Annotated in this window: 19 protein-coding genes; 11 read left to right on the top strand and 8 right to left on the bottom strand. The window is 43.7% G+C overall.

The features are described from left to right. The first annotated feature begins 92 nt into the window (after positions 1-92). Complete coding sequence (locus L3V23_RS00095; protein ID WP_102965894.1) at positions 93-1,661, top strand: ATP-binding cassette domain-containing protein; 1,569 nt, start codon at positions 93-95, stop codon at positions 1,659-1,661. Positions 1,662-1,855: 194 nt separating this feature from the next. Further along, on the top strand, positions 1,856-2,362 hold the full coding sequence (locus L3V23_RS00090) for a DUF6653 family protein (RefSeq protein ID WP_102965893.1): 507 nt from the start codon (positions 1,856-1,858) through the stop codon (positions 2,360-2,362). 116 nt (positions 2,363-2,478) lie between these two features. On the opposite strand, the gene L3V23_RS00085 is transcribed toward L3V23_RS00090, so the two are convergent. Beyond that, positions 2,479-3,300 (bottom strand): transporter substrate-binding domain-containing protein, encoded by an 822-nt coding sequence (locus L3V23_RS00085; protein WP_102966065.1) that lies wholly within the window; start codon positions 3,298-3,300, stop codon positions 2,479-2,481. 332 nt (positions 3,301-3,632) lie between these two features. Between L3V23_RS00085 and L3V23_RS00080 the strand changes: the two genes are divergently transcribed. Together L3V23_RS00080 and L3V23_RS00075 are read left to right on the top strand one after the other, a co-directional pair. Continuing rightward, complete coding sequence (locus L3V23_RS00080) at positions 3,633-4,472, top strand: AraC family transcriptional regulator (RefSeq protein WP_237291771.1); 840 nt, start codon at positions 3,633-3,635, stop codon at positions 4,470-4,472. A 49-nt stretch (positions 4,473-4,521) separates the two neighbouring features. Next, positions 4,522-5,163, top strand: a complete 642-nt coding sequence (locus L3V23_RS00075; RefSeq protein WP_102965891.1) for a LysE family translocator — start codon at positions 4,522-4,524, stop codon at positions 5,161-5,163. Between the two features lie 75 nt (positions 5,164-5,238). Here L3V23_RS00075 and L3V23_RS00070 read toward each other — a convergent pair whose 3' ends face one another. The 6 genes from L3V23_RS00070 to L3V23_RS00045 form a co-directional block, all read right to left on the bottom strand. Continuing rightward, positions 5,239-5,676 (bottom strand): DUF3859 domain-containing protein, encoded by a 438-nt coding sequence (locus L3V23_RS00070; RefSeq protein WP_102965890.1) that lies wholly within the window; start codon positions 5,674-5,676, stop codon positions 5,239-5,241. Positions 5,677-5,809: 133 nt separating this feature from the next. Further along, a complete protein-coding gene (locus L3V23_RS00065; RefSeq protein ID WP_102965889.1) occupies positions 5,810-7,450 on the bottom strand; it encodes a phosphoethanolamine--lipid A transferase in 1,641 nt (546 codons plus the stop codon). 4 nt (positions 7,451-7,454) lie between these two features. After that, entirely contained in the window at positions 7,455-7,811 is a 357-nt protein-coding gene (locus tag L3V23_RS00060; RefSeq protein ID WP_102942526.1) for a diacylglycerol kinase, read from the bottom strand. Positions 7,812-7,978: 167 nt separating this feature from the next. Continuing rightward, positions 7,979-9,505: a tripartite tricarboxylate transporter permease gene (locus L3V23_RS00055; RefSeq protein ID WP_102953122.1), complete on the bottom strand. Its 1,527-nt coding sequence runs from the start codon at positions 9,503-9,505 to the stop codon at positions 7,979-7,981. 9 nt (positions 9,506-9,514) lie between these two features. Beyond that, entirely contained in the window at positions 9,515-10,012 is a 498-nt protein-coding gene (locus L3V23_RS00050) for a tripartite tricarboxylate transporter TctB family protein (RefSeq protein ID WP_042487513.1), read from the bottom strand. Positions 10,013-10,204: 192 nt separating this feature from the next. After that, entirely contained in the window at positions 10,205-11,176 is a 972-nt protein-coding gene (locus tag L3V23_RS00045; protein WP_102942528.1) for a tripartite tricarboxylate transporter substrate binding protein, read from the bottom strand. A gap of 310 nt (positions 11,177-11,486) precedes the next feature. Between L3V23_RS00045 and cobU the strand changes: the two genes are divergently transcribed. The 7 genes from cobU to ugpC all read left to right on the top strand — a co-directional run bounded on the left by cobU (position 11,487) and on the right by ugpC (position 20,497). Beyond that, entirely contained in the window at positions 11,487-12,044 is a 558-nt protein-coding gene (cobU, locus tag L3V23_RS00040; protein WP_102965888.1) for a bifunctional adenosylcobinamide kinase/adenosylcobinamide-phosphate guanylyltransferase, read from the top strand. Beyond that, positions 12,041-12,664, top strand: a complete 624-nt coding sequence (locus L3V23_RS00035; RefSeq protein WP_102953124.1) for a histidine phosphatase family protein — start codon at positions 12,041-12,043, stop codon at positions 12,662-12,664. Before cobU ends, L3V23_RS00035 begins: the two co-directional genes overlap by 4 nt. A 489-nt stretch (positions 12,665-13,153) precedes the next feature. Further along, complete coding sequence (locus L3V23_RS00030; protein ID WP_102953157.1) at positions 13,154-14,413, top strand: extracellular solute-binding protein; 1,260 nt, start codon at positions 13,154-13,156, stop codon at positions 14,411-14,413. 67 nt (positions 14,414-14,480) lie between these two features. Further along, positions 14,481-15,395, top strand: coding sequence for a sugar ABC transporter permease (locus L3V23_RS00025; protein ID WP_042487503.1), 915 nt, complete (start codon positions 14,481-14,483; stop codon positions 15,393-15,395). A gap of 2 nt (positions 15,396-15,397) precedes the next feature. Next, positions 15,398-16,210, top strand: coding sequence for a carbohydrate ABC transporter permease (locus tag L3V23_RS00020; RefSeq protein WP_042487499.1), 813 nt, complete (start codon positions 15,398-15,400; stop codon positions 16,208-16,210). Between the two features lie 16 nt (positions 16,211-16,226). Next, positions 16,227-19,316, top strand: a complete 3,090-nt coding sequence (locus L3V23_RS00015) for a beta-galactosidase (RefSeq protein WP_102965887.1) — start codon at positions 16,227-16,229, stop codon at positions 19,314-19,316. A 95-nt stretch (positions 19,317-19,411) separates the two neighbouring features. Beyond that, complete coding sequence (gene ugpC / locus L3V23_RS00010) at positions 19,412-20,497, top strand: sn-glycerol-3-phosphate ABC transporter ATP-binding protein UgpC (RefSeq protein WP_237291770.1); 1,086 nt, start codon at positions 19,412-19,414, stop codon at positions 20,495-20,497. A 56-nt stretch (positions 20,498-20,553) separates the two neighbouring features. Here ugpC and L3V23_RS00005 read toward each other — a convergent pair whose 3' ends face one another. Next, positions 20,554-21,522 (bottom strand): integron integrase, encoded by a 969-nt coding sequence (locus L3V23_RS00005; protein WP_102965886.1) that lies wholly within the window; start codon positions 21,520-21,522, stop codon positions 20,554-20,556. Between the last annotated feature and the right edge of the window lie 330 nt (positions 21,523-21,852).

Below are 21,852 nucleotides of genomic sequence, written 5' to 3'. Positions count from 1 at the left end.
GAAATACCTAGCCTGAATCTGTGTGTTTGCAACGATCTCATCTCTAGATATTTATGCTACGGCCTTTGTCCCTGTTATACAGGAGGCAATTTATGCCAGTTTTACAAGCAAACAATGTAAGCTTTCAATTTGATAACGGAGAGGTGTTGTTTCAGCAAGTCTCATGCTCCATGACTAAGCAGCGTGTTGGGTTAGTCGGACGCAATGGTATTGGAAAATCGATACTCGCATCGCTGCTATGCGGAGAGAAACAGCCCTCCAGTGGCAGCGTATCAGCACCTAAATCATACGCGGTTTATCGTCAGCAACCCTCACATCTATTGTCGGGTGACTTAACGATTGCCCACTTTTTAGGTAAAGACGACGTACTGAAAGCACTAAAGCAGGTTCAATCTGGGGATTGTTCTGAGCACTTGTTCGACACTATCGGGGAACAATGGGACATTTCAGCGCGTCTCAGTCAGCAACTCAAGCATTTGGGTTTACCACCAGAGCCAGATTTTCCTTGCGCTCAGCTAAGTGGCGGGCAATTGGCTCGATTACAACTTTGGCAACTGTTGGAAAGCGACGTTGAGTTGTTAATTCTTGATGAACCATCCAACCACCTTGATAGTTATGCAAAGCAGTGGTTAATTGACTCAATGCGCGTTTTCGACGGCGCTATTTTACTTATCAGCCATGACCGCGAGTTGCTCCGGGAAATGGAAGAAATTTGGGAACTATCAGGGTTAGGTTTGCAGGTGTTCGGTGGCAATTACGATATTTACGCTGAACAGAAACACACCGAGCTGCAAGCGGTAGAGCGACAGCTCGCGAGTATTGATAAGCAGAAAAAGAAACTAGAAGAACAAGCACAGCGAAATCGGGAAAAGGCGGAACAAAGAGCAGCACAAGGCAACAGGCTACGGAAGGAGGCCAGTCAGCCTAAAATTTTACTTGATGGTAAGAAAGACAAAGCAACGGCGAGCGCAGCAAATCGCAATAAAAATGAGCAGCAGCGTCAAACTTATCTGCAAGAGAAAGAACAGACGTTAAAAGCCAGACAGGAGCTAATGAAAGAGCAAAAGCTTTATCTGGCTGACAGCCAAACCCGCTTGCGAAAGGTAGTGTCAGTGCTTGAAGGTGTATTGCCTTTTGGTTGCTCTCAGCCCATCACGCTGCAAATCTACGCTGATAACAAAATCCACCTCACTGGCAGAAATGGTTGTGGTAAATCTACCTTTTTGAAAACGCTATTAGGTCAGTTCTCACTTAGCCAAGGGGAGCTGCAATTAAATACGCCCTTATATTATCTTGATCAGCACTTCGGAACGATTCAGCCTGATCTGTCGATGCTGGAGAACTTGACCGAGCACTGTCACGGTATGAAAGAACATGATGCCCGAACCTTACTCGCCGGGATTGGATTCCGTCGTGACAGTGTATTTCGTTTAGGGAATACGCTTAGTGGTGGTGAAAAGATGAAGTTGGCTATGTTGATTGTTAGCCATCAACAGGAGCAGCCTTTGTTGTTACTTGATGAACCCGACAACCACCTCGATCTCGATTCGAAAATTATGCTAGCCAAGGCTTTATCGAATTACCGAGGAGGTTTTATTCTCGTTAGCCATGATTATGACTTTGCCATTGAGTCCGGTGTGAATCGGCAAGTGAGTTTGTAAGCCTTGCACATTATGGGATAGACGCTTTGGAGCAGCGTGGTGTTGCTCCATTTTCAGATAGTAAGCTTGCTACAGCTAGTTATTCAGTTCAGGCTCGCTCATAGTTGTGTCACATAATCAGTGTGTCAAAGAGTCTATACTGTCGCTTTTGTTACCTTGTGCAATAACAACAGAAGTACAACTGAGGAGTGGTTGTGGATGTAATCAAAAGATTAGAGAAGATGATGACAATGGATGAATCGAGTTGGCATCGACATTCAAATCCATGGAGTGTTTATAGTCGCTTTTCTGTTTTGCCTATCATCTCTCTCGCATTTTGGTCACGGGAATGGATAGGGGGTTATTCAGTAATTGCGATTCTACTTTCTTTCTTATGGGTGTGGGTTAACCCAAGACTATTTGGCGTTCCCGAGAAAACGAACAACTGGGCTTCAATGGCTACGTTTGGCGAGCGCATCTATTTGAAAAGAAAGGTTGAGCCGATACCTCAGCACCATATCAAACCAATTTTAATCCTGCAGTCGTTAACGTCTTTAGGGATACCTGTATTTATCTACGGCTTGTGGAGTTTAGATCTAAGCTTTGTGTTAGCAGGAAACCTTTGGATAATGGTCTTCAAAGCTTGGTTTGTTGACCGTATGGTTTGGTTATACCTTGATATGAAAGAGACCAATCCTGAATACTCTAGCTGGCTTAAATAAAGTCAGCCAATACTATCTCAAATATCCTAGAGCCTATTCGGTCGAACGTGTGTCGATTGAGAACTTCAGCTCAACTACCGAGAAGGGTTCGGTAGTTGATTGCTGCTTGCTTAAGATTACTGGACGTTGTTGACCCATTTATCTGATTTGAACCATTTGTCATGGATACGCTGGTAGGTTCCATCACCTTTAATTTGACGCAGATAATTGTTCAGGAAGTTTAGAAAATCCGGATCTCCCTGACGTATCGCCCAGCCTAGAGGTTCAAAGGTGAAACTTTCATCTAAGTGAATCACTGTATCTTTGTGTTGTGCTTCATACATAGCGTTGTATGGAAAGTCATATACAAAAGCATCAGCCTGTCCATTTGCAATTTGTAGTGCTGCATCGGCAGAAGTTTCGTAAAGATCGATTTTCGCGTTGTATAAGTACTTTTTAGCCGCTTCCGCACCTGTGGTGCCCATTTGGGTTGCGACTGTGTATTGCCCATTATTTAGATCACGGAACGAGTGAACTTTGTCTGTCAGCTTAGGTGAAATTAGTATGGTCTGACCAACTTCAATGTACGGATCGGCGAAGTTTACACTTAAATTACGTTCCGGCGTAATGGTCATACCGCCGATAAAATCGCACTTGCCGGTTTTTAGCGCGGGAATGATGCCATCCCAAGCCGTATTTACCGGAACAAATTTAACGTTGATTGAGCGTGCCATCTGCTTAGCCAAATCGATATCAAATCCAACATAATTTCCATTTTTATCCGTCATTTCGAACGGAATGTAACCAGACTCAAAACAGAACTTAAGCTCTCCTGAATTTAAGATTCCATTCAGTGCCGATTCAGCAGCGTTTGCATTTACTGGGGACAAAAGAGTGAAAAGCGCAACTGAAGAGGCGAATACACCTCGAACTTGTTGTTTAAAAGGTTTTAACTTCATTTTATACATCCAAATATTTCTTATTTTTCTATTGTTGTGTTTGGTCTGAGAACGTCAGACGGTAAAGCCTTTGAATGATGAAGAATTTACGCGAATAATCAATACATTATTCTTTATAAGATATTCTAATTTTATTCCTCTCTTAGATTACATTTGAAAAGTATTCTTAACGGTTAAAAAATGCACGTTTTGGGAGTGGATTATACGACTAGCATCAGGCAGTAACTGAAAGTACTCAAATATTCCTTTGGCTATTGTTAGCTCGATTATTGCGCTTAACGGTTCAGTGCAATACGATATCCAACAAGTTTGAGTGTATGGAGTGGAGTGCTGTGGCAGAAACTGTTCGTGATGTAAACCAGCGTTTTTGGAAGAATAAGGATATTCCTTATTTGACGTTCCGCACTACTTGCAACAGTACACAGAGTTATAAAGCTCACAGCCATTGTGAGCTATCCATTGGCATCATTGAGTCGGGAGAGACCCGACTGTCACTCCCTAATGGAAATATTGTCCTCAAAAAGGGGGACATTATTCTGATAGAACCTAACATTGTTCATGCCTGTAATCCGGTAGGGAATAAGCCTCGCAGCTACCATATGTTATATCTGGATGATGAATGGTGCCGTAAGGTGTTGTCGAAGTTCTACGGGTACGAGGTCACAAGATATTATTGTGAGCAAAAACTGCAGACTGCAATCGAAGGCGATGACAACTTATCCGGTTTAATTTTCAAATTGTTGGATCAGCCATCTCAGAGTGTGGTGACTGAAGTTGAGAGTCGCTTATTGAATTTGGTGAGCCGTTACTGTATGCCACAAACGCACAACGACGATGAAAATGAGTTGGTAGGACAGTTACGCGAGCGACTGCTTCAGGATATTGCTTGTGCGCCTTCGCTGGATCTTGTTTCTCAGGAACTGGGTCGACCCAAAGAAACATTGATTAGACTATTCAAAAAGCAGCTTGGTATTACGCCCAAGTCATTTTTAAACAACAGTCGTATCGAAAAAGCGAAGATCTTACTTAAGTCGGGGATGAACATTGTTGATGTTGCGGCAGAAGTCGGTTTCTCAGACCAAAGTCAGTTGCATCGCACTTTCGTTAACTATACCGCCTCAACGCCACGTCAATATCAGCAAGTAACGTCAATTTTCGACAATAATTGTTAAGTTGGAAAACCTATAGTCTGACGACAGTTTTGGCTATAGGTAAATATTCATGTCACTTTCAACGCTTTTTCCGGTTGCTTTTCCTGCATTGGCGCTGGCTCACTTTGTTGCGCTTTTAAGCCCAGGACAAGACTTTTTCTTAATTGTTGGTCACTCAATTCGTCATAGATTGCAAGGTAGTCGATTTATCTGCCTTGGCGTCGCGCTAGGAAACGCTCTTTACATCGCATTAGCCATACTGGGCTGGACCAACATTCGGGACAATCAGCTCGTTTTTTCCTTTGTGGAAATTTTGGGGGCTATCTATCTTTTGTGGATAGGGCAAAGGTTACTGAAAAGTCAAAAAACAGAGACATTAGTCGAGGCTGAACACGAACAGGAGAAAGCTCCATCGGCTATTAATCAGCTGTTCCTTGGTTTGAATTCAGCATTGCTCAACCCAAAGAATGCTCTGTTCTACATGAGCTTAATGACCGTTATTCTGGGTAGTGAAGTTACATTGATTCAGCAAGTTTCTTGCGGAGTATGGATGTTTTTTGCGGTTTTACTCTGGGATCTATTTATCGCATCCGCGATTGGGCGTCCACGAATTCAAATGCAACTCAAAGCGGTGATACACATTATAGAAAGAGTGGCTGGATTGGTGCTGATCTTCTTTGGAATAACGTTATTTGCTGGTTACTTATCCTAACTGTTCTACCAAAAACGTAGTTTTGATATAGCTACACTTAACCACTTTGCAAATGGTGTGTATCTAAAAGCGAGGTTAAAACCCTCGCTTTTTCCAGAACTGTCCTTCATCGCGGGCAACAACTTTGAATGTTTTCTCGGCAATGGTTTTACCTTCCATTTTTAACGTCATCCGCCATTCGCCGTAGTTGCTCTCTAGTCCGTTAATCGGGCAGAGCACTTGAATCGTGTCGCCAAGATAGAAGTTCCAATCATTACTGCGAACATATACTTCACCATCAAATGGTGCCAGAACTTGTCCTTTCTTGTTGATGATGCCGGGATGATGGATACAAAACTGAAGAAGCTGACCTTTGGCTTTTTTAATATTGACGATAAAACCGAATTCAATCTCTTCCTCTGCGGTAATCACCTGAGTGAACTCTTTAATCTTCGGCAGTTCTTTGGCTTTGGCATCCCAATGGGAATAGATACCATAGGAAGTCATTTCTATCACAGGTGTATGTTTTGCCACAGGCTTATGCTCGTTATTTGAATGTGTGGCGATTTTACTTAAATACCGGATTGTGTTCAAACGACGTCACCAGTAATAAGAAGCGCCCGTTGAAGGGCGCAAACATAGCACAGTGATAAACATCATTTATCAATCAAGAGCGACAGCTAGCGAATAAATCCATATCAGGGTTGTAGGCGTTAGTGCTTACGTCCATGATGCCAAGCAACGAATGGAACACGTTATCTTGTGAGTACTGGTGGCTTGTTGCGTTTCTCTTCAAACAATCTGTTTTTAGATGCTTCTGTTGTTTAAAGCCATCAGACAACCAAACAATAAGCGGCACATGGGTTTGGTTGTTTGGCGCTAGGCCGTAAGGCATACCATGTAAAAACATGCCGTTTTCACCCAAGGACTCACCGTGGTCAGAGATATAAACCAGAGCGGTGTTGTATTTGTCTTGCAGTGCCTTCAACTTATCGATGGTTTGCGCTACTACGTAATCGGTATAAGCGATGGTGTTGTCGTACGTATTGACGATCTGATCGACACTGCAGTTTTCGATATCGCTACGAGGGCAATCCGGTTGAAATGCTCCCATCTCTTTTGGATAACGTTGGAAGTAAGTGGGGCCATGGCTACCAATAAGATGCATCACCATCATGCGGTTGCCTTTTAACTCATCCACTTTTTGGTCGAAGTTTTCCAGCATCGCCATGTCATAACAGGTTTCTCCGTTACACATATCATCAACACGCTTGCGGTTAATTTCGGTATTCTTAATGCGTTTAGCAACTTCTTTGTCGCCACCATCGTTTTCTTGCCAAGCGACGTCTACGCCTGCGTGGCTAAGAATGTCCAGAACGTTGTCTTGGTTGTCGGCAACATCACGACTGAAGCTGCCTTTGTCCATCGCTGAGAACATACAAGGTACTGAAACCGCAGTGGCAGTACCACATGAGCTTACATCCTTAAACGAAATTACGTTTAAGTCACGAGTGTAAGGGTTAGTCGGGCGATCATAACCATTTAGCTCATAGTTGTATGAACGAGCGGTTTCACCCAACAAGAAGACAAACAGTGTCGGTTTGGACTTCGCAGCGGCCAGTGCTTCTGGCGATTGTTTGGCATCTAGACCAAGCTCTTTATATACGATGGGTGTAGAGAAGTATTTCTGTTGAACAAACTTAGTTGTGCTGTAAACAAACTGAGTAGGAATAATCAGTTTTTTCAAGTAACTGTTATTGCGACCAACAGAGGCATAGTCTTGATAGTACATTATGGCAATCACACCAATGACCACCAAAGAAGCCATCATGGAGCCGAGCTTTCTCAAGGTGAAGTTGAGCCATGAGCGTGGCTTGCTGATTTTGGTAAACGCTAGCAAAGTTGCTGGAAGGAAGCCAAGTAGCGCAACCCAAACGAGAGAATAAAGACTTAAGTAAGAGCCGGCTTCGCTGGTATCGGTTTCAACAATATTGTTAATCATCTCTGTATCAAACAGCGTACCGTAGTTATAGCTCGCGTAGCTTACAAAGCTAGAGACAATGATTAACGTGATGAAGAAAGGCTTAGTAATGTATGGCCAACTAAACAAGTTGAACAAAAAGTTCAACGCGGCAGTGAAGAAAAATGGTAAAGAGATGATGAAGCCAATTTTTACGCTATCTAGCTTACCGAGAATGCCAACCAGCGAAGAATATACCGGCAGGTTCATTACTAATGCGAAAAAGACGGCAAGTACTAAGGTGATACCAGCATAAGAAAGTGAGATGTTTGGTTTAGTCAGTTTCATCGTGTTACACCAAAATAATTAGCCAAGTGAAAGCAGCAAATGCCAAAGCAACAAACACCGCAGCAGAGCCAATATCCTTGGCGCGCCCGCTGAGTTCGTGTTTTTCACTACCAATTCGGTCAACCACAGCTTCTATCGCTGAGTTGAGGAGTTCTGCGAGCAAAACCAGTGTTAAAGAACCCACCATAGCGATGCGTTCCAGATTAGTGACAGGGAGGAAAAACAGACTGATGGTGAGCAGTGCGGAAGCCACCAATTCCTGACGGAATGCGGCTTCATTGATCCACGCAGCTTGAAGACCTTTCAATGAATAGCCTGTTGCGAAAATAATGCGTTGAATACCTGTTCTACCTGGCTTCACGGTTTGTACCTCTGAGAGTATTTGTACCTATAGCGCAGATACTACGAGTACAAGCGTGAAATTTATGTCGACAAAAAAATCGAAAACTCATCCTTAAGTTTATTTTTTCCAGACACAAAAAAGCCTAGTGAGAACACTAGGCTTGAAGAGGTAAATACAAAAACTGGTTATGAAACTTTGGCCGTTTGTGGACGACGGAATCGCTGCGCAATTGCCACCGCGATTGGGCTAGTGAGCACTATTACTGAAATAACAGTAAATGCAAGTGTAATTGGACGCTCCCACAAGAAGCTGATTTCACCATCCGAGATCATTAACGCGCGGCGTAAGTTCTCTTCCATCAAACCACCTAAGATAAACCCAAGTAGTAGGGGAGCCAATGGGAAGTTAGCCAGACGTAAAGCAATAGCACCCATAGCGATTAGAATCATAATGAACACGTCCATCGTGTTAAATGAAACTAAGTAAACCCCTGTGATTGAGAAGAACAGAATCATAGGCAGAAGCACGGTTCTTGGTACTGCCAGTAACTTCGAAATGTATGGGATCAGTGGTAAGTTCAAAACAAGTAGAACAATATTGCCGACATACATTGAGATGATCACTGACCAAAACACATCTGGATGCTCAACAAACAGTCTTGGACCCGGTTGAATGCCGTAAGCGATCAACGCGCCAAGCATAATCGCTGTCGTGCCTGAGCCTGGGATACCCAGTGTAAGAAGCGGAACAAACGAACCGCTTGAAGCCGCGTTATTTGCCGATTCTGGAGCAACCAGACCGCGTAATGAACCTTTACCAAACTCTTCACGTTTGTTCTTAGGTGCAAGGTTACGCTCCATACCGTAGCTGAGAAAGGCTGCAATGGTTGCACCCGCACCCGGTAAAACACCGGTAAAGAAGCCGAGTAGTGATGAACGCAGTGCCACAGGCGCAGCTTCACGTACTTCTTCTTTAGTGACTTTCATACTGCCGATATTGCTTAGCTTATTGCTCTCTTCATTTCGTGTATCCAGCTCGGGCTTTAAAATGCCCATTAAGGTTTCACCCAGCGCGAACGTAGCCATTGCCAATAGTAGGAAGCTAAAACCATCCATTAAATCGGTTAAACCAAAGGTAAAGCGTTCAACACCAATGCCTTTATCGATACCCACGGTTGATAGCATCAAACCAAGAATGGTCATCATCCATGCTTTAAGTACTTGCCCTTTACCGGCAAATGCCGCCACGGCAGAAAGCCCCATCATCATCAGTGCAAAATAATCAGAAGACTGGAAGCTGAGTGAGACTTTTGCCAACGCAGGCGCTGCAACCAGCAACATGATTGCTGATAAGGTACCGCCGGTGAACGAAGCATAAGCGGCCAGAGCAAGCGCTTTACCTGCTTGTCCTTTTTGCGCCATTGGGTAGCCATCAAAAGCGGTAACCACAGTTGCAGAACAACCCGGCGCGTTGATCAAAATCGACGATGTTGAACCACCGAAAATCGCACCGTAGTAGACACCCGCCATTAAAATCAGGCCTGAAGAAGGGTCTAAACCATAGGTAATAGGGATCATCAACGCTATAGCTGAAATTGGTCCTAAACCCGGCAACATACCAATGAAAGTACCGACAAAGCATCCGACGATAACCATCAATAAATTAAATGGCATTACGGCGGTAGAGAGTCCTTGTAAAATTCCGTCTAACATAATCCGTTCCTACCAAATAGTGAAAATAAGACCGGGCTCTAGATAAACATCCAGCCCTTTGGTTAATAACAAATAGAAAGCGACAACAAACGGGAAGGATGCGCCAAACAGCACAGACTTACGACGTTCGCCCAGTAAGTAGAAACCGGCTAAAAGGAACAAACCCGTTGCCAGCACAAAGCCTAAGTAGGTTAAGCCAACGCCATACAGCGTCATTAGCACTAGAAAGCCAATTAGAAGTTTCCAGTTGAAATCCAGTACCGCGCCGCTTTTCTTATCAGGTTGGCCCGCTATCAGCAGAAGAAGCGATAATCCAACACCGATATAGGTCAGGATTGTTGGTAAGGTTCTGGCGTTGAAGGGTTCATATTCATCGCCGGGAAACATAGGGATCTGAGAGGTTTGATACCCATAACAAAGGCACAGCACCAGAAAAACCATAGCGCCCACTCGATCGCGGCACAATAAGTTCTCTTTGCTGAATAAATTCGTTGGCGACTCCGACATATCCAACTCCATGTTTTACGTAGTAGTTAATCTAGGAAAAAAGAACCGTAATTGAGCAAGGTAATGAACATCATTAACCAAAAGTAAGTCATTCGCTGCTAGTCGAATTTCCAACCAATAAACAAAGGAGTTATAAGCACACTCAATTACGGGGAAAATTTGGGGCAAGGATGAGTTGCCCCAAGGGAGAGATTATTTCAGGAAGCCGAGTTCGCGCATTAGGTCACCCATTTGCTTTTCTTGATCTTCTAAGAACGCAAAGAACTCTTTATCCGCTTTGTAAGTGTCGATCCAACCGTTACGGTCACGAACCACTTTCCACTCGTCCGTAGTGTACATTTTGCTTAGTGCCGCATTCCATTCATCCACTTTCTCTTGGCTTACACCTGGAGCTGCGAAGAAACCACGCCAGTTAGCAAATACGGTAGGGTTGTTGTAGTCACCCAGAGTTGGAATATCAGGCGCAGACTCAAGACGTTTAGGTGCTGTGATAGCCAGTACTTTTACCTGACCATTGCGAGACATCTCCAGCACTTCACCCAAGCCAGTAGATAGCAGTTGAGTTTCACCTGAGAGCAGCGCTGCCATAGCTTTACCGCCTGCATCATACGCTACATAACGTACTGCTTTCGGGTCTAGGCCTTGACCTTTAAACGCCGCCGCTGCAACCAAGTGGTCCATACTGCCACGTGCTGAACCGCCAGCGATTTTCACGTTTTTAGGGTCGTTTTTGAAATCAGCAACGACGTCTTCCCAAGAGTTGTATTTGGAATCTCCAGATACAACCAGTGCGCCGTAATCCGCTACTGTTGCTGCAACGGGTGTTAAATCACGGAATGATTGAGGGAATACACCTGAAAGGGAGCGAACAACGATAGGAGTAGAGTTCACCATCAAGGTGTCTTCTTGACGATCGGCAGTTTCAATAAGGTGTGCAATAGCTTTACCACCGCCGCCACCAGAAAGATTTTGGTAAGAAACACTGTCGATTAGGTGAGTTTTCATTAATACGTCACCGGTACCACGAGCCGTCATATCCCAACCACCGCCAGCGCCACCAGGAATTAAAAAGTGAATTTTCTCTAGCTCTGCTGCCATGCTAGGTAGTGAGAACATAGCCGCAAGAAGCGACGCAGTAAGGGTTGGTTTGATATGTTTTAACATTTTCACGTTCCTTATGTTTCCGCATCATCCAGTCAGAATGACGCTTATAGTTATGTTTCCCGCATGTAGGGCATAAAGTGCTTAACGGGTAGTGAAATGTTATGAGTGTGTTAACGATAAGTCTGTAAAGACGAGATAAAAATAATATTGTCTATTGTGTCGATTTTGTTCATAAAGTTCACGGTTGATAAGTGAGAAGATGGTGTGAAGGGGCTGGCAAATCAATTCATTATAAAGTGCGATAACTCACTGTGCTTCATAGCAAATATGTGGCTTAATTCATCGAATCAGAAATAGTGGAGAACACAACATGGCAGTAAGGTTGTATTTAGGGGGCGCTCGCAGTGGGAAATCGGCTTATGCTGAGCAACAAGCAATAAGACTGTTAGAAGAAGGTAAACTCAGCCACCCTCAAACACAACTCCACTATGTTGCAACCGCCGAGCCTTTCGACCAAGAAATGAAAGAGCGTATTTCATTACATCAATCTCGCAGAGATGAAATGTGGAACAATCATGAATGCCCTGTAGAGTTAGCACAATTGCTGTCCAAGTTTGAAGCGCACGATGTGGTGCTGGTGGATTGCCTGACGGTTTGGCTGAACAATGTGATTCACTATTTAGGGGAGAACGCGAACAGTGAACAAATAAAGCAGAAATTGAATGAGCTCACTCACGCATTGGCCGAAACCCAAGCCACTATACTTTGTGTTTCGACGGAAGTAGGGTTGGGCGTTGTACCTATGGGCACATTAACCAGATTGTATGTCGACCATAGCGGATGGATGAATCAAGCGGTGGCAAAAATCGCTGGGAAAGTCGATTTCGTCGTCGCAGGAACGCCAATGACTCTGAAGGGAGAAAAATGAGTTTAAGCCAAAACCAGTTTAACCTTTACCTCTTGAGGCATGGGAAAACCAAGGGAAAGCCCGCGCTGAATGGTCATAAAGATGTAGTGGTTGATGAATCAATTCAGAACGCTATCGCTCATCGTGTTTTAGAACAATATTCGTTTAGCAAAGTTTATGCTTCGCCTTTGATTCGATGTCAAAGAGTGGCAGAGCTCGTCACAGGGCTTAATCCGACACTTAAGCTGGTGATCGAACCGCGTTTAAAAGAGCAGAGCTTTGGTGATTTTGATGGTGTGCCTTTCGATGACTTAACTCATGAGTGGAAAAAGCTAGAGCAGTTTTGGGCGAACCCTGCACAAAACACTTTACCTAATGCGGAGCCTCTGCAAGTAGGGTATGAACGTGTCACCGAAGCTTGGGAACAGATTGTTCAGCATTGCGAGCAAGATACGCTGATCGTCTCTCACGGTGGTCCTATTCGCTTCATTCTTGCTCATGTTCTTGGGCTTGACTGGCAAAATCCTCAGCTATACACCTCTCTTTCTATCGATAATCAGAGCATTACTCATATTCAAATCAGCAAGTTTGCTGGCAAAGTCTTTTTCTCGGTAAAAGCAATTGGTATTCCATTGATTTAACAGTGCTATACCACCGGTTTAATAAGAAATCCTCTTTTTTACATGAGAGATTGGATGCGTTTACAGTGTTTTTATTTTCAATCTGTTCATTTTGTACCCTCTAATTTTTAACCTTTCAGATACTTAACCTCGAAGCCGCCTAGATTAAGGTGGCTTTAGGGGTAATATCTAATAACCAGCTGCTTTCTTTATGATATTTACAATAAAAACAGTTGTTTATATTGAATTCTCGTACTCGTTGTAGTTTCTGTGAAAGCTAAAAATATAAAGTTGAAAGCCTCAAAGTGGCTGCGCTGTTAGAAATTAATGCTTAGACGATCACGAAAATGAGGGTTAGATCTTACATATTCATGATGGTGAATGTTAACCTGAATTGTAAACGTTTCCATATTGCTTTGATGAATGATGAACACGGAATGTTTTCATCGTGCAAATCAGTGGTTGGTTGAAGTGATATGGCACCCTACTCATAAAAAAGAGAATGTGATTATGAATAAGAAAATGCTTAAGAATATGCTTGCAACCTCGATTGGTTTGGCGTGTTTCAGTAATGCAGCACTTGCCGACGAAATTACCGTGTGGGCTTGGGATCCAAACTTTAACGTTGCGATTATGGAAGAAGCAGCGAAGGTTTATATGAAAGACCACCCAGAAACCACGTTCAATGTGGTGGACTTTGCTAAGGCTGACCTCGAACAGAAACTGCACACTATGCTTGCATCAGGCGTTACGTCATCACTTCCTGACGTGGTTCTTATTGAAGATTACAACGCTCAAAAATACCTTCAGTCATACCCAGGTTCTTTTGCGCCTATGACAAAAGACGTTGATTACAAAAACTTCGCACCATACAAAGTAAACCTTATGACGCTGAACGGTGAAGTATACGGCTTACCTTTCGACACGGGTGTTACTGGTATGTACTACCGTACAGACTTGCTTGAGAAAGCAGGCTTTACTGCGAAAGATTTAGAGAACATCACTTGGGAACGTTTCATCGAAATTGGTAAGCAAGTGAAAGCAAAAACGGGCGTTGCCATGCTGGGCATGAACCCAGATGACCTTGGCCTAGTGCGCGTGATGATGCAATCAGGTGGTGAGTGGTACTTCAACAAAGATGGCTCTCTAAATATCACTACTAACGAATCACTAAAAGAAGCACTAAATGTATTTAAAGAGTTGATGAGCCCAGAAGTCTCTCGCCCAACAATTGGTTGGTCTGAGTGGGTTGGTTCGTTAAACCGTGGTCAAGTGGCTTCTATTGTTACTGGTGTTTGGATTACGCCATCGGTTGAAGCGGGTAAAGATCAAGCGGGTGAGTGGGCTGTGACAGCGACACCTCGTCTGCAAAAAGCTGGCGCGGTAAACGCATCGAACTTAGGTGGTTCAAGCTGGTACGTACTAAACTCTTCGAAAGAGAAGCAAGAAGCGATTAAGTTCCTTAACGCAACCTTTGGCTCTAATGTTCCTTTCTATGAAACCATTCTTAAAGAGCGTGGCGCCGTTGGTTCATATATGCCTTCTGGGCAATCGGCGGCTTATCAGTACAGCAATGAGTTTTTTGGTGGTCAGAAAATTTACGCGAACTTCACAGATTGGCTAGGTCAGATCCCAGAAGTGAACTACGGCATCTACACCTATGAGGTTGATGCAGCGTTAAGCTCTATGCTACCTGCGATTGTTCAGGGTGCACCAATCGAGAAAGTGTTGGGCGATGTTCAACAACAACTTGAGTTCCAACTACGTTAATTGTCTTCCTTAGGCACCTTTATAGGTGCCTAAGTGCCTTGTTTTCAATGCTTTCTTGGTTTGTCTTATGGATACTTCTACTGCCATCAGTAAAAAACAGAAAAAGAGCAAAAAAAGCTTTCACCGCTTTTACGATATTAACGGTTGGTCGTTTGTTCTTCCTGCTGTCGTTCTCGTCAGCCTCTTTATGATTTACCCGATTTTGAGCTCGCTCTGGATGTCGATGCATTCCGGACGCGGCGTTATGATGCAGTTTGTCGGTTTTGACAATGTACTGCGTCTGTTCAACGACCCATTTTTCCTTAAATCACTGAAGAACACCTTCATTTTTCTCGTGGTTCAGGTGCCAGTGATGATTATGCTTTCACTGATTCTTTCTTCATGCCTGAATGCTCCGAATCTGAAGTTTCGTAGTTTGTTCAGACTGGCGATTTTCTTACCTTGTGTTACGTCATTAGTGGCGTACTCGATTCTGTTTAAGAGTATGTTTTCGTACGAAGGGATCATTAACTCATTTTTGATGTGGACTCACATTGTCAGTGAGCCAATCCCTTGGTTGTCTGATCCTTTCTGGGCAAAAGTGACGATTATTATTGCGATCACTTGGCGTTGGACGGGTTACAACATGATTTTCTTCCTGTCTGCGATGCAAAATATTGATAAGTCCATCTACGAAGCCGCGCGTATGGAAGGGGTTAGCCCAACTAAGCAATTCTTCTTTATTACTGTGCCATTACTTAAGCCAGTGATTCTGTTTACTACCGTGATGTCGACGATTGGTACGCTGCAACTGTTTGATGAAGTAGTCAACATTACTGCTGGTGGTCCAGCGAATGAGACCATGACGCTTTCGATGTACATCTACAACTTATCGTTTAAGTTCGTGCCAAACTTCGGTTATGCCGCGACAGTGTCATACGTCATCGTATTCTTTGCTGCAGTGCTTGCGATTATGCAATTTAAGATCGCTAAGGATAAATAAAGATGGATAAGAACAAACTTAACCGCGCATTGATGTATCTGTTCCTAAGCGTGTTCTCTTTGATATCGCTATTTCCTTTCTACTGGATGGTGGTATCAAGTACCAATACCGCAACAGATATTAACAAAGGTAAGTTCAGCTTTGGTGACCAGTTATTTGCCAACATCAGTCGTTTGAGCGAGCAGGTAGATCTGGGACTTATCTTCTGGAACACCAGCAAAATCGCCATTATCAGTACCTTGGTGACGTTATTGATTTCTTCAATGGCAGGGTACGGTTTTGAAGTGTACAAAAGCAAAGTGCGCGACCGTGTTTACGGCGCATTACTGCTGACCATGATGATTCCGTTTGCCGCGTTGATGATTCCGCTATTTACTTTAATGGCGAAAGCTCAACTGTTAGATACTCATGCAGCAGTGATGTTGCCTACCATCGCATCAGTATTCATCGTTTTCTACTTCCGCCAATGCACCAAAGCATTCCCGCATGAGCTGATTGATGCAGCCCGTGTCGATGGTGTGAAAGATTGGAAAATCTACCTGTTTGTTTACATCCCAGTGATGAAAACCACTTATGCCGCCGCGTTTATCATTGTGTTCATGACATCTTGGAATGCGTTCTTGTGGCCTTTGATCGTGCTGCAATCTGCCGAATTAAAAACAATTAACCTCGTTTTATCATCTTTATCGTCTGCCTATTTCCCTGATTTCGGAATCATCATGGTGGGAACCGTTATTGCGACGCTTCCGACTTTGGCTGTGTTTTTCGCGATGCAGAAGCAATTCGTTGCAGGTATGACAGGTTCGGTGAAATAAGTCTGGAATAATAAAAATGAGAACATTTGAACAAATTATTAGTGCTCGCGAATGGGAAAATCAGCATGTAACACATCACAATGTGCTTGCCGTTCACGCGCCGCTTAAAGCTTACGCAAATAAAGAAGCCGCATTAACAAAACAAGAGTCTGAGAATCAGCTATCACTGAACGGTGAGTGGAAATTCAAGCTGTTTGACCGCCCTGAAAGCGTATTAGCAGCGTCGGTTGAATCGGATTTCGACGATTCCGCGTGGGACACAATTGCAGTACCTAGCAACTGGCAGTTACAAGGTTTCGATAAACCGATCTACACCAATGTGAAGTATCCGTTTTCGGATACACCTCCTTATGTACCAGAGGAAAACCCAACGGGTTTGTATCGTCTAAACTTTAACCTGCCAAAACACTTCACAGGTAAGCGTCAAACCATTACGTTTGATGGTGTGAACTCTGCATTCCATCTTTGGTGCAACGGCAAATGGGTAGGGTACTCACAAGATAGCCGCCTAGCCGCTGAGTTCGATTTGACGGACTTCTTAGTGGAAGATGAAAACCAGCTTTCAGCCATGGTGATTCGTTGGTCTGACGGTTCTTATCTGGAAGACCAAGACATGTGGTGGTTAAGCGGCATTTTCCGCAATGTCACATTATTAGCTAAACCACAAATCTCTATTCAGGATGTGCAAATCTTAACGCCTCTGGATGCGTGTTATCGCGATGGTTGGTTGAATGTAACAACCAGCATTAGCGAGAAAAATGCAGCGAACCGTGTTGAGGTTGAGCTATTTGATGCGCAAGGCAACTCAGTGTTTGGCGTGAAGTCTGCAAACTGTGGGCAACGCATCATTGATGAAAAAGGTCCTTGGCTAGAGCGTGCTGAGCATAACATCTACGTTGAGAACCCGCATAAGTGGAGCGCAGAATCGCCTTACTTATATCGTTGCGTTGTCACTTTATTTAAGGGTGACGAGCAACTTGATTGCGAAGCCTACAATGTGGGTTTCCGTAGTGTAGAAATCACCAATGGTCTGCTTAAGGTCAATGGCAAAGCGATTCTAGTTCGAGGTGCTAACCGCCATGAGCATCATCCAGAAACCGGTCATACCATGAGCCGCGAAACTATGCTGCAAGATATCAAACTGCTTAAGCAGCATAACTTTAACGCAGTTCGTACCGCTCACTATCCAAATGATCCGTTGTGGTACGAGCTATGTGATGAATACGGTTTGTATCTGGTTGATGAAGCGAACATTGAAACACACGGTCAGTTCCCGATGTGCCGCCTTTCTGATGACACCACCTGGCTAAATGCCTACATGCGCCGTATTACACGTTTGGTCGAACGCGATAAAAACCATCCGTCTGTGATTATTTGGTCACTCGGTAACGAGTCGGGTATTGGTGGCAACCATCATGCTATGTACCAATGGACAAAACTGCGTGACCCATCACGCCCGATTCAGTACGAAGGTGGCGGTTCAAATACAGCAGCGACTGACATCATCGTGCCTATGTATTCTCGTGTCGATAAAGACCAAGTACATCACATCGACCCAACGGTGACACCGAAATATGCATTGAAAAAATGGCTAGGTTTACCGGGTGAACATCGTCCATTGATTTTGTGCGAATACGCGCATGCTATGGGTAACAGCTTGGGTAGCTTCAACAAATACTGGCAAGCCTTCCGTGATTATCCACGTCTGCAAGGCGGTTTTATTTGGGACTGGGTTGACCAAGGCATTACTAAAACCGATGAAAACGGCACCAAATACTGGGCATACGGTGGCGATTTCGGCGATGAAATCAACGACCGTCAGTTCTGTATCAATGGTTTGATTTTCCCAGATCGCACTGTGCATCCAACTGTTTTGGAAGCGAAATACGCACAGCAGTTCTACCAATTTAAATTGCTTGGTGCTGAACCATTAATCATTAAAGTGACCAGTGAGAACTTGTTTACCTCTTCAGATAATGAGCAGCTTTCTTGGACGATCACAGAAGACGGTGCAGTTATTGAAAGCGGTGAAATGCCTCTGCTTGTGGATGCTGAGCAGTCTATTCAGTTGCAACTTACTAAAGCGTTACCGGAAGTTAAAGTCGGTAAGTCGTATCATTTGAACCTTAAGGTTAGTTTGATTGGTGATACAGCGTGGGCACAGGCGGGTCATACTACGGCTACTCATCAATTTGAATTGCCGTCTGCATCATCACTGGCATTAAATAAAGCAAAACCAAGAGGTGTTTTGACTTCATCAATGTTTGCGGATAACGCAATGATAAGCGGTGAAGATTTTTCTATACGCTTCAACAAAGAAACCGGTGTGATTGATAGCTGGATTGTGGGTGGCGAAGAGAAATTAGTTTCTGGACCAAAAGACAACTTCTACCGCGCACCGTTGGATAACGATATTGGTGTGAGTGAAGTTGACCGCGTTGACCCAAATGCATGGTCTGCTCGTTGGGATGCTGCAGGCATTAATCAGCTTGATGTTGAATGTGTTGAGTTACAGCTTTTTGATAAAGCGAATTCAGTTGAGGTAGTGACTCAGTTTGCACACAAAAACTCGCACGGCGTATTAATGGCAACAGTATGGACATATCACATTTACGCAGACGGAATGGTATCAATAGATGTTGATGCTCGCGTCGCGAAAAGCGCGCCTCCATTGGCTCGTGTAGGTATGGAATTGGCGTTACCGCAGAAACAACAATCGGTAGAGTGGTTTGGTCGCGGTCCACATGAGAACTACCCAGACCGTTTGGATTCAGCGCATATTGGTCGCTACAAAGCTAGCCAAGATGAGATGCACACTGGATACATTTTCCCATCTGACAGCGGTTTACGTTGCGATGTAAAAGAAGCTCAAGTTGGCGAGCTTACTGTACAAGGTGACTTCCATTTCTCAGTGAGCCGTTTTGCTCAAGACAACATTGCTCAAGCAAAACATACCAACGAGCTGAAAGACAGTGGCAACTTGTTCGTGAGAATAGATGGATTCCACATGGGTGTTGGCGGCGATGATTCATGGACACCAAGCGTGCATGACGAATTTAAACTTGACCGCGAACGTTACCGTTACCAAGTTGAATTGAAGTTTTAACCAGATGCCGTCTGTGCTGGCAATTCAGTTGCCAGCGCATTATCGGTAGAGAGCTAACTATTGCTCTCTAAAGAAGCAAATTTAAGGATGTAAAGATGGCAAATATTAATCTTTCCAATGTTGTTAAGCGCTATGGCGAACATACTGTGATTCATGGTGTTGACCTCGATATTAAACACGGTGAATTCGTTGTGTTTGTTGGCCCATCTGGTTGTGGTAAATCAACATTATTGCGCCTTATCGCTGGCTTGGAAGACATCACAGATGGCGTGTTGTGCATTGATGATGAAGTGGTAAACCATGTTGACCCTGCAGAGCGCGGCATTGCGATGGTATTCCAGTCTTATGCTCTCTACCCACACTTAACGGTAGAAGAGAATATGGGCTTTGGCATGAAAATGAACGGTTTTCCAAAAGCTGAAATCAAACAACGTGTCGATGCTGCTGCAAAAGCGCTACAACTTGATCATTTGATGGATCGTAAGCCGAAAGATATGTCCGGCGGCCAACGTCAACGTGTTGCGATTGGCCGAGCGATCGTACGTAACCCGAAAGTGTTCTTGTTTGATGAGCCGCTATCCAACCTCGATGCTGAACTGCGTGTAGACATGCGTTTGCAAATTTCTAGCCTTCATCGTGAGCTTGCCACTACCATGATTTATGTTACTCACGATCAGGTAGAAGCCATGACGCTGGCAGACAAAATCGTAGTTTTGAGAGATGGTCGCATTGAGCAAGTCGGTTCACCGCTTGAACTCTATAATCGCCCAGCGAATGAATTCGTTGCTGGGTTTATTGGTTCTCCAAAAATGAATATGTTACCAGCAAAAGTGACTCATATTGGGGAAGATGGCGCAACCCTCAAACTGCCGGATGGTCAATCCGTCACTTTACATATCGACCTTTCAAAAGTTGCGGTAGGAGATAAGCTGATCTTCGGCTTGCGCCCTGAGCATCTATCCGTCGGCGGAGAAGGCGACTATTCGCTTCATTTTAAAACAGACGCAGTTGAACGGCTTGGTAACAGTACCTATCTGTTTGGTGTGATTGGTGGATATGAGAACAATAAAGTCCACCTATCAGGCGATGTCGCGGTGAAGCGTGGTGAAGAGATTGAACTCACTTTTAACCGAGAGAATTGTCATGTGTTTAAAGATTCTCTGTGTATTTCTAACCTCTAGTTGTTGAATTTCAATCACAATGCAAAGGCGGATGCGGTTAACCGATCCGCCTTTTTTTATATACCTAAATTGGACAAAGGGCTCTTCACTCCGCTAGCTCCACGGTTGATAACGTGCGTATAGATCTGTGTTGTTTTAACGTCTGAGTGGCCGAGTTGTTCTTGGACGGTACGAATATCACTGCCTGACTCAAGTAAGTGAGTGGCAAATGAGTGCCTAAATGTGTGGCAGGTGATGTTTTTATGTGTATCCATATTCGTTGACGCTTTTCTGATGATTTTTTGTAGTGAGTTTTCATGCAGGTGGTGTCGATACCATCCTGTATCTGTACCAAATTGACTGAGGTGTAACGACGGAAATAAAAATTGCCACTCTAAACTCTTGGGTGCGTATGGATATTTCTCTGCTAATCGGTAGGGGATGGTGGTTCCTGAATATTCTGGTGTGCTCAGGTCTTGTTGATGAATCAGGCGCACCTTAGCAATTTGGTTGTACAAAGGGGTATGAAGTTCTTCAGCCAAGGTGACGACTCTACTTTTCCCGCCTTTGCTGTTGTGTATGCGTACAGCGCCATAGTCAAAATCGATATCTTTCACTCTAAGACGAACGGTTTCCATCAAACGTAGTCCAGAACCGTACATCAATTGAAAGGGCAAACGTGATTGAACAGGTATAAGCTTAAAAACCTGCACTACTTCTTTAGCCGTTAGAACGACAGGTAGCTTTTTGTTCTTCGACGACTTTTGGAATCTCATATCCAAATCAAGCGGTTTAGAAAGAAAATCTCGATATAAAAAGACCAGGGCGTTTAAAGCGAGAGATTGTGTTGCGACAGAAACCTGTAACTTCACGACCAGATTAGTTAAAAACGCTTCGACTTCTTCTCGACCTAACTGGTTTGGATGTTGGTTATTGTTGAAGCGAATGAATTGAACAATCCAGTAACAGTAAGTATGAATCGTAGTTTTTGCATAATGCCTCACGATCATAAATTCAGTTAAGTCGTTTAGAAATGGAGACTTCATACTCTTACCCTAGAAGTAAACGGTAGTTTTCGGTATGAAACCATGATGTGGGTAGATTAACAGGAGTAACTCCACATTTTGAGAGGAGACTTTAAGTAAATAATGCAGAACTCATTATTTTTTATTAAGTTAAGGAACATTATGTAGTAATGAGATACAACTTATACAGAACAGTTTTAAAAGAATCGTTCCGTATAAGAACTGTTATGTACTATAAAGTATGACATACCCAATATTTATTTAATTGTATAAGTGTAATTATTGTCTTGCTCAAGGTAGAGCGGAAATGTTGGGTAATAAAAATGAGAAAGGTAATTCTAGTTTTACTGG

Source organism: Vibrio sp. A1-b2, assembly GCF_021726015.1.
GTDB lineage: Bacteria > Pseudomonadota > Gammaproteobacteria > Enterobacterales > Vibrionaceae > Vibrio > Vibrio diazotrophicus.
This window is presented reverse-complemented; position numbering and strand designations above follow the sequence as displayed.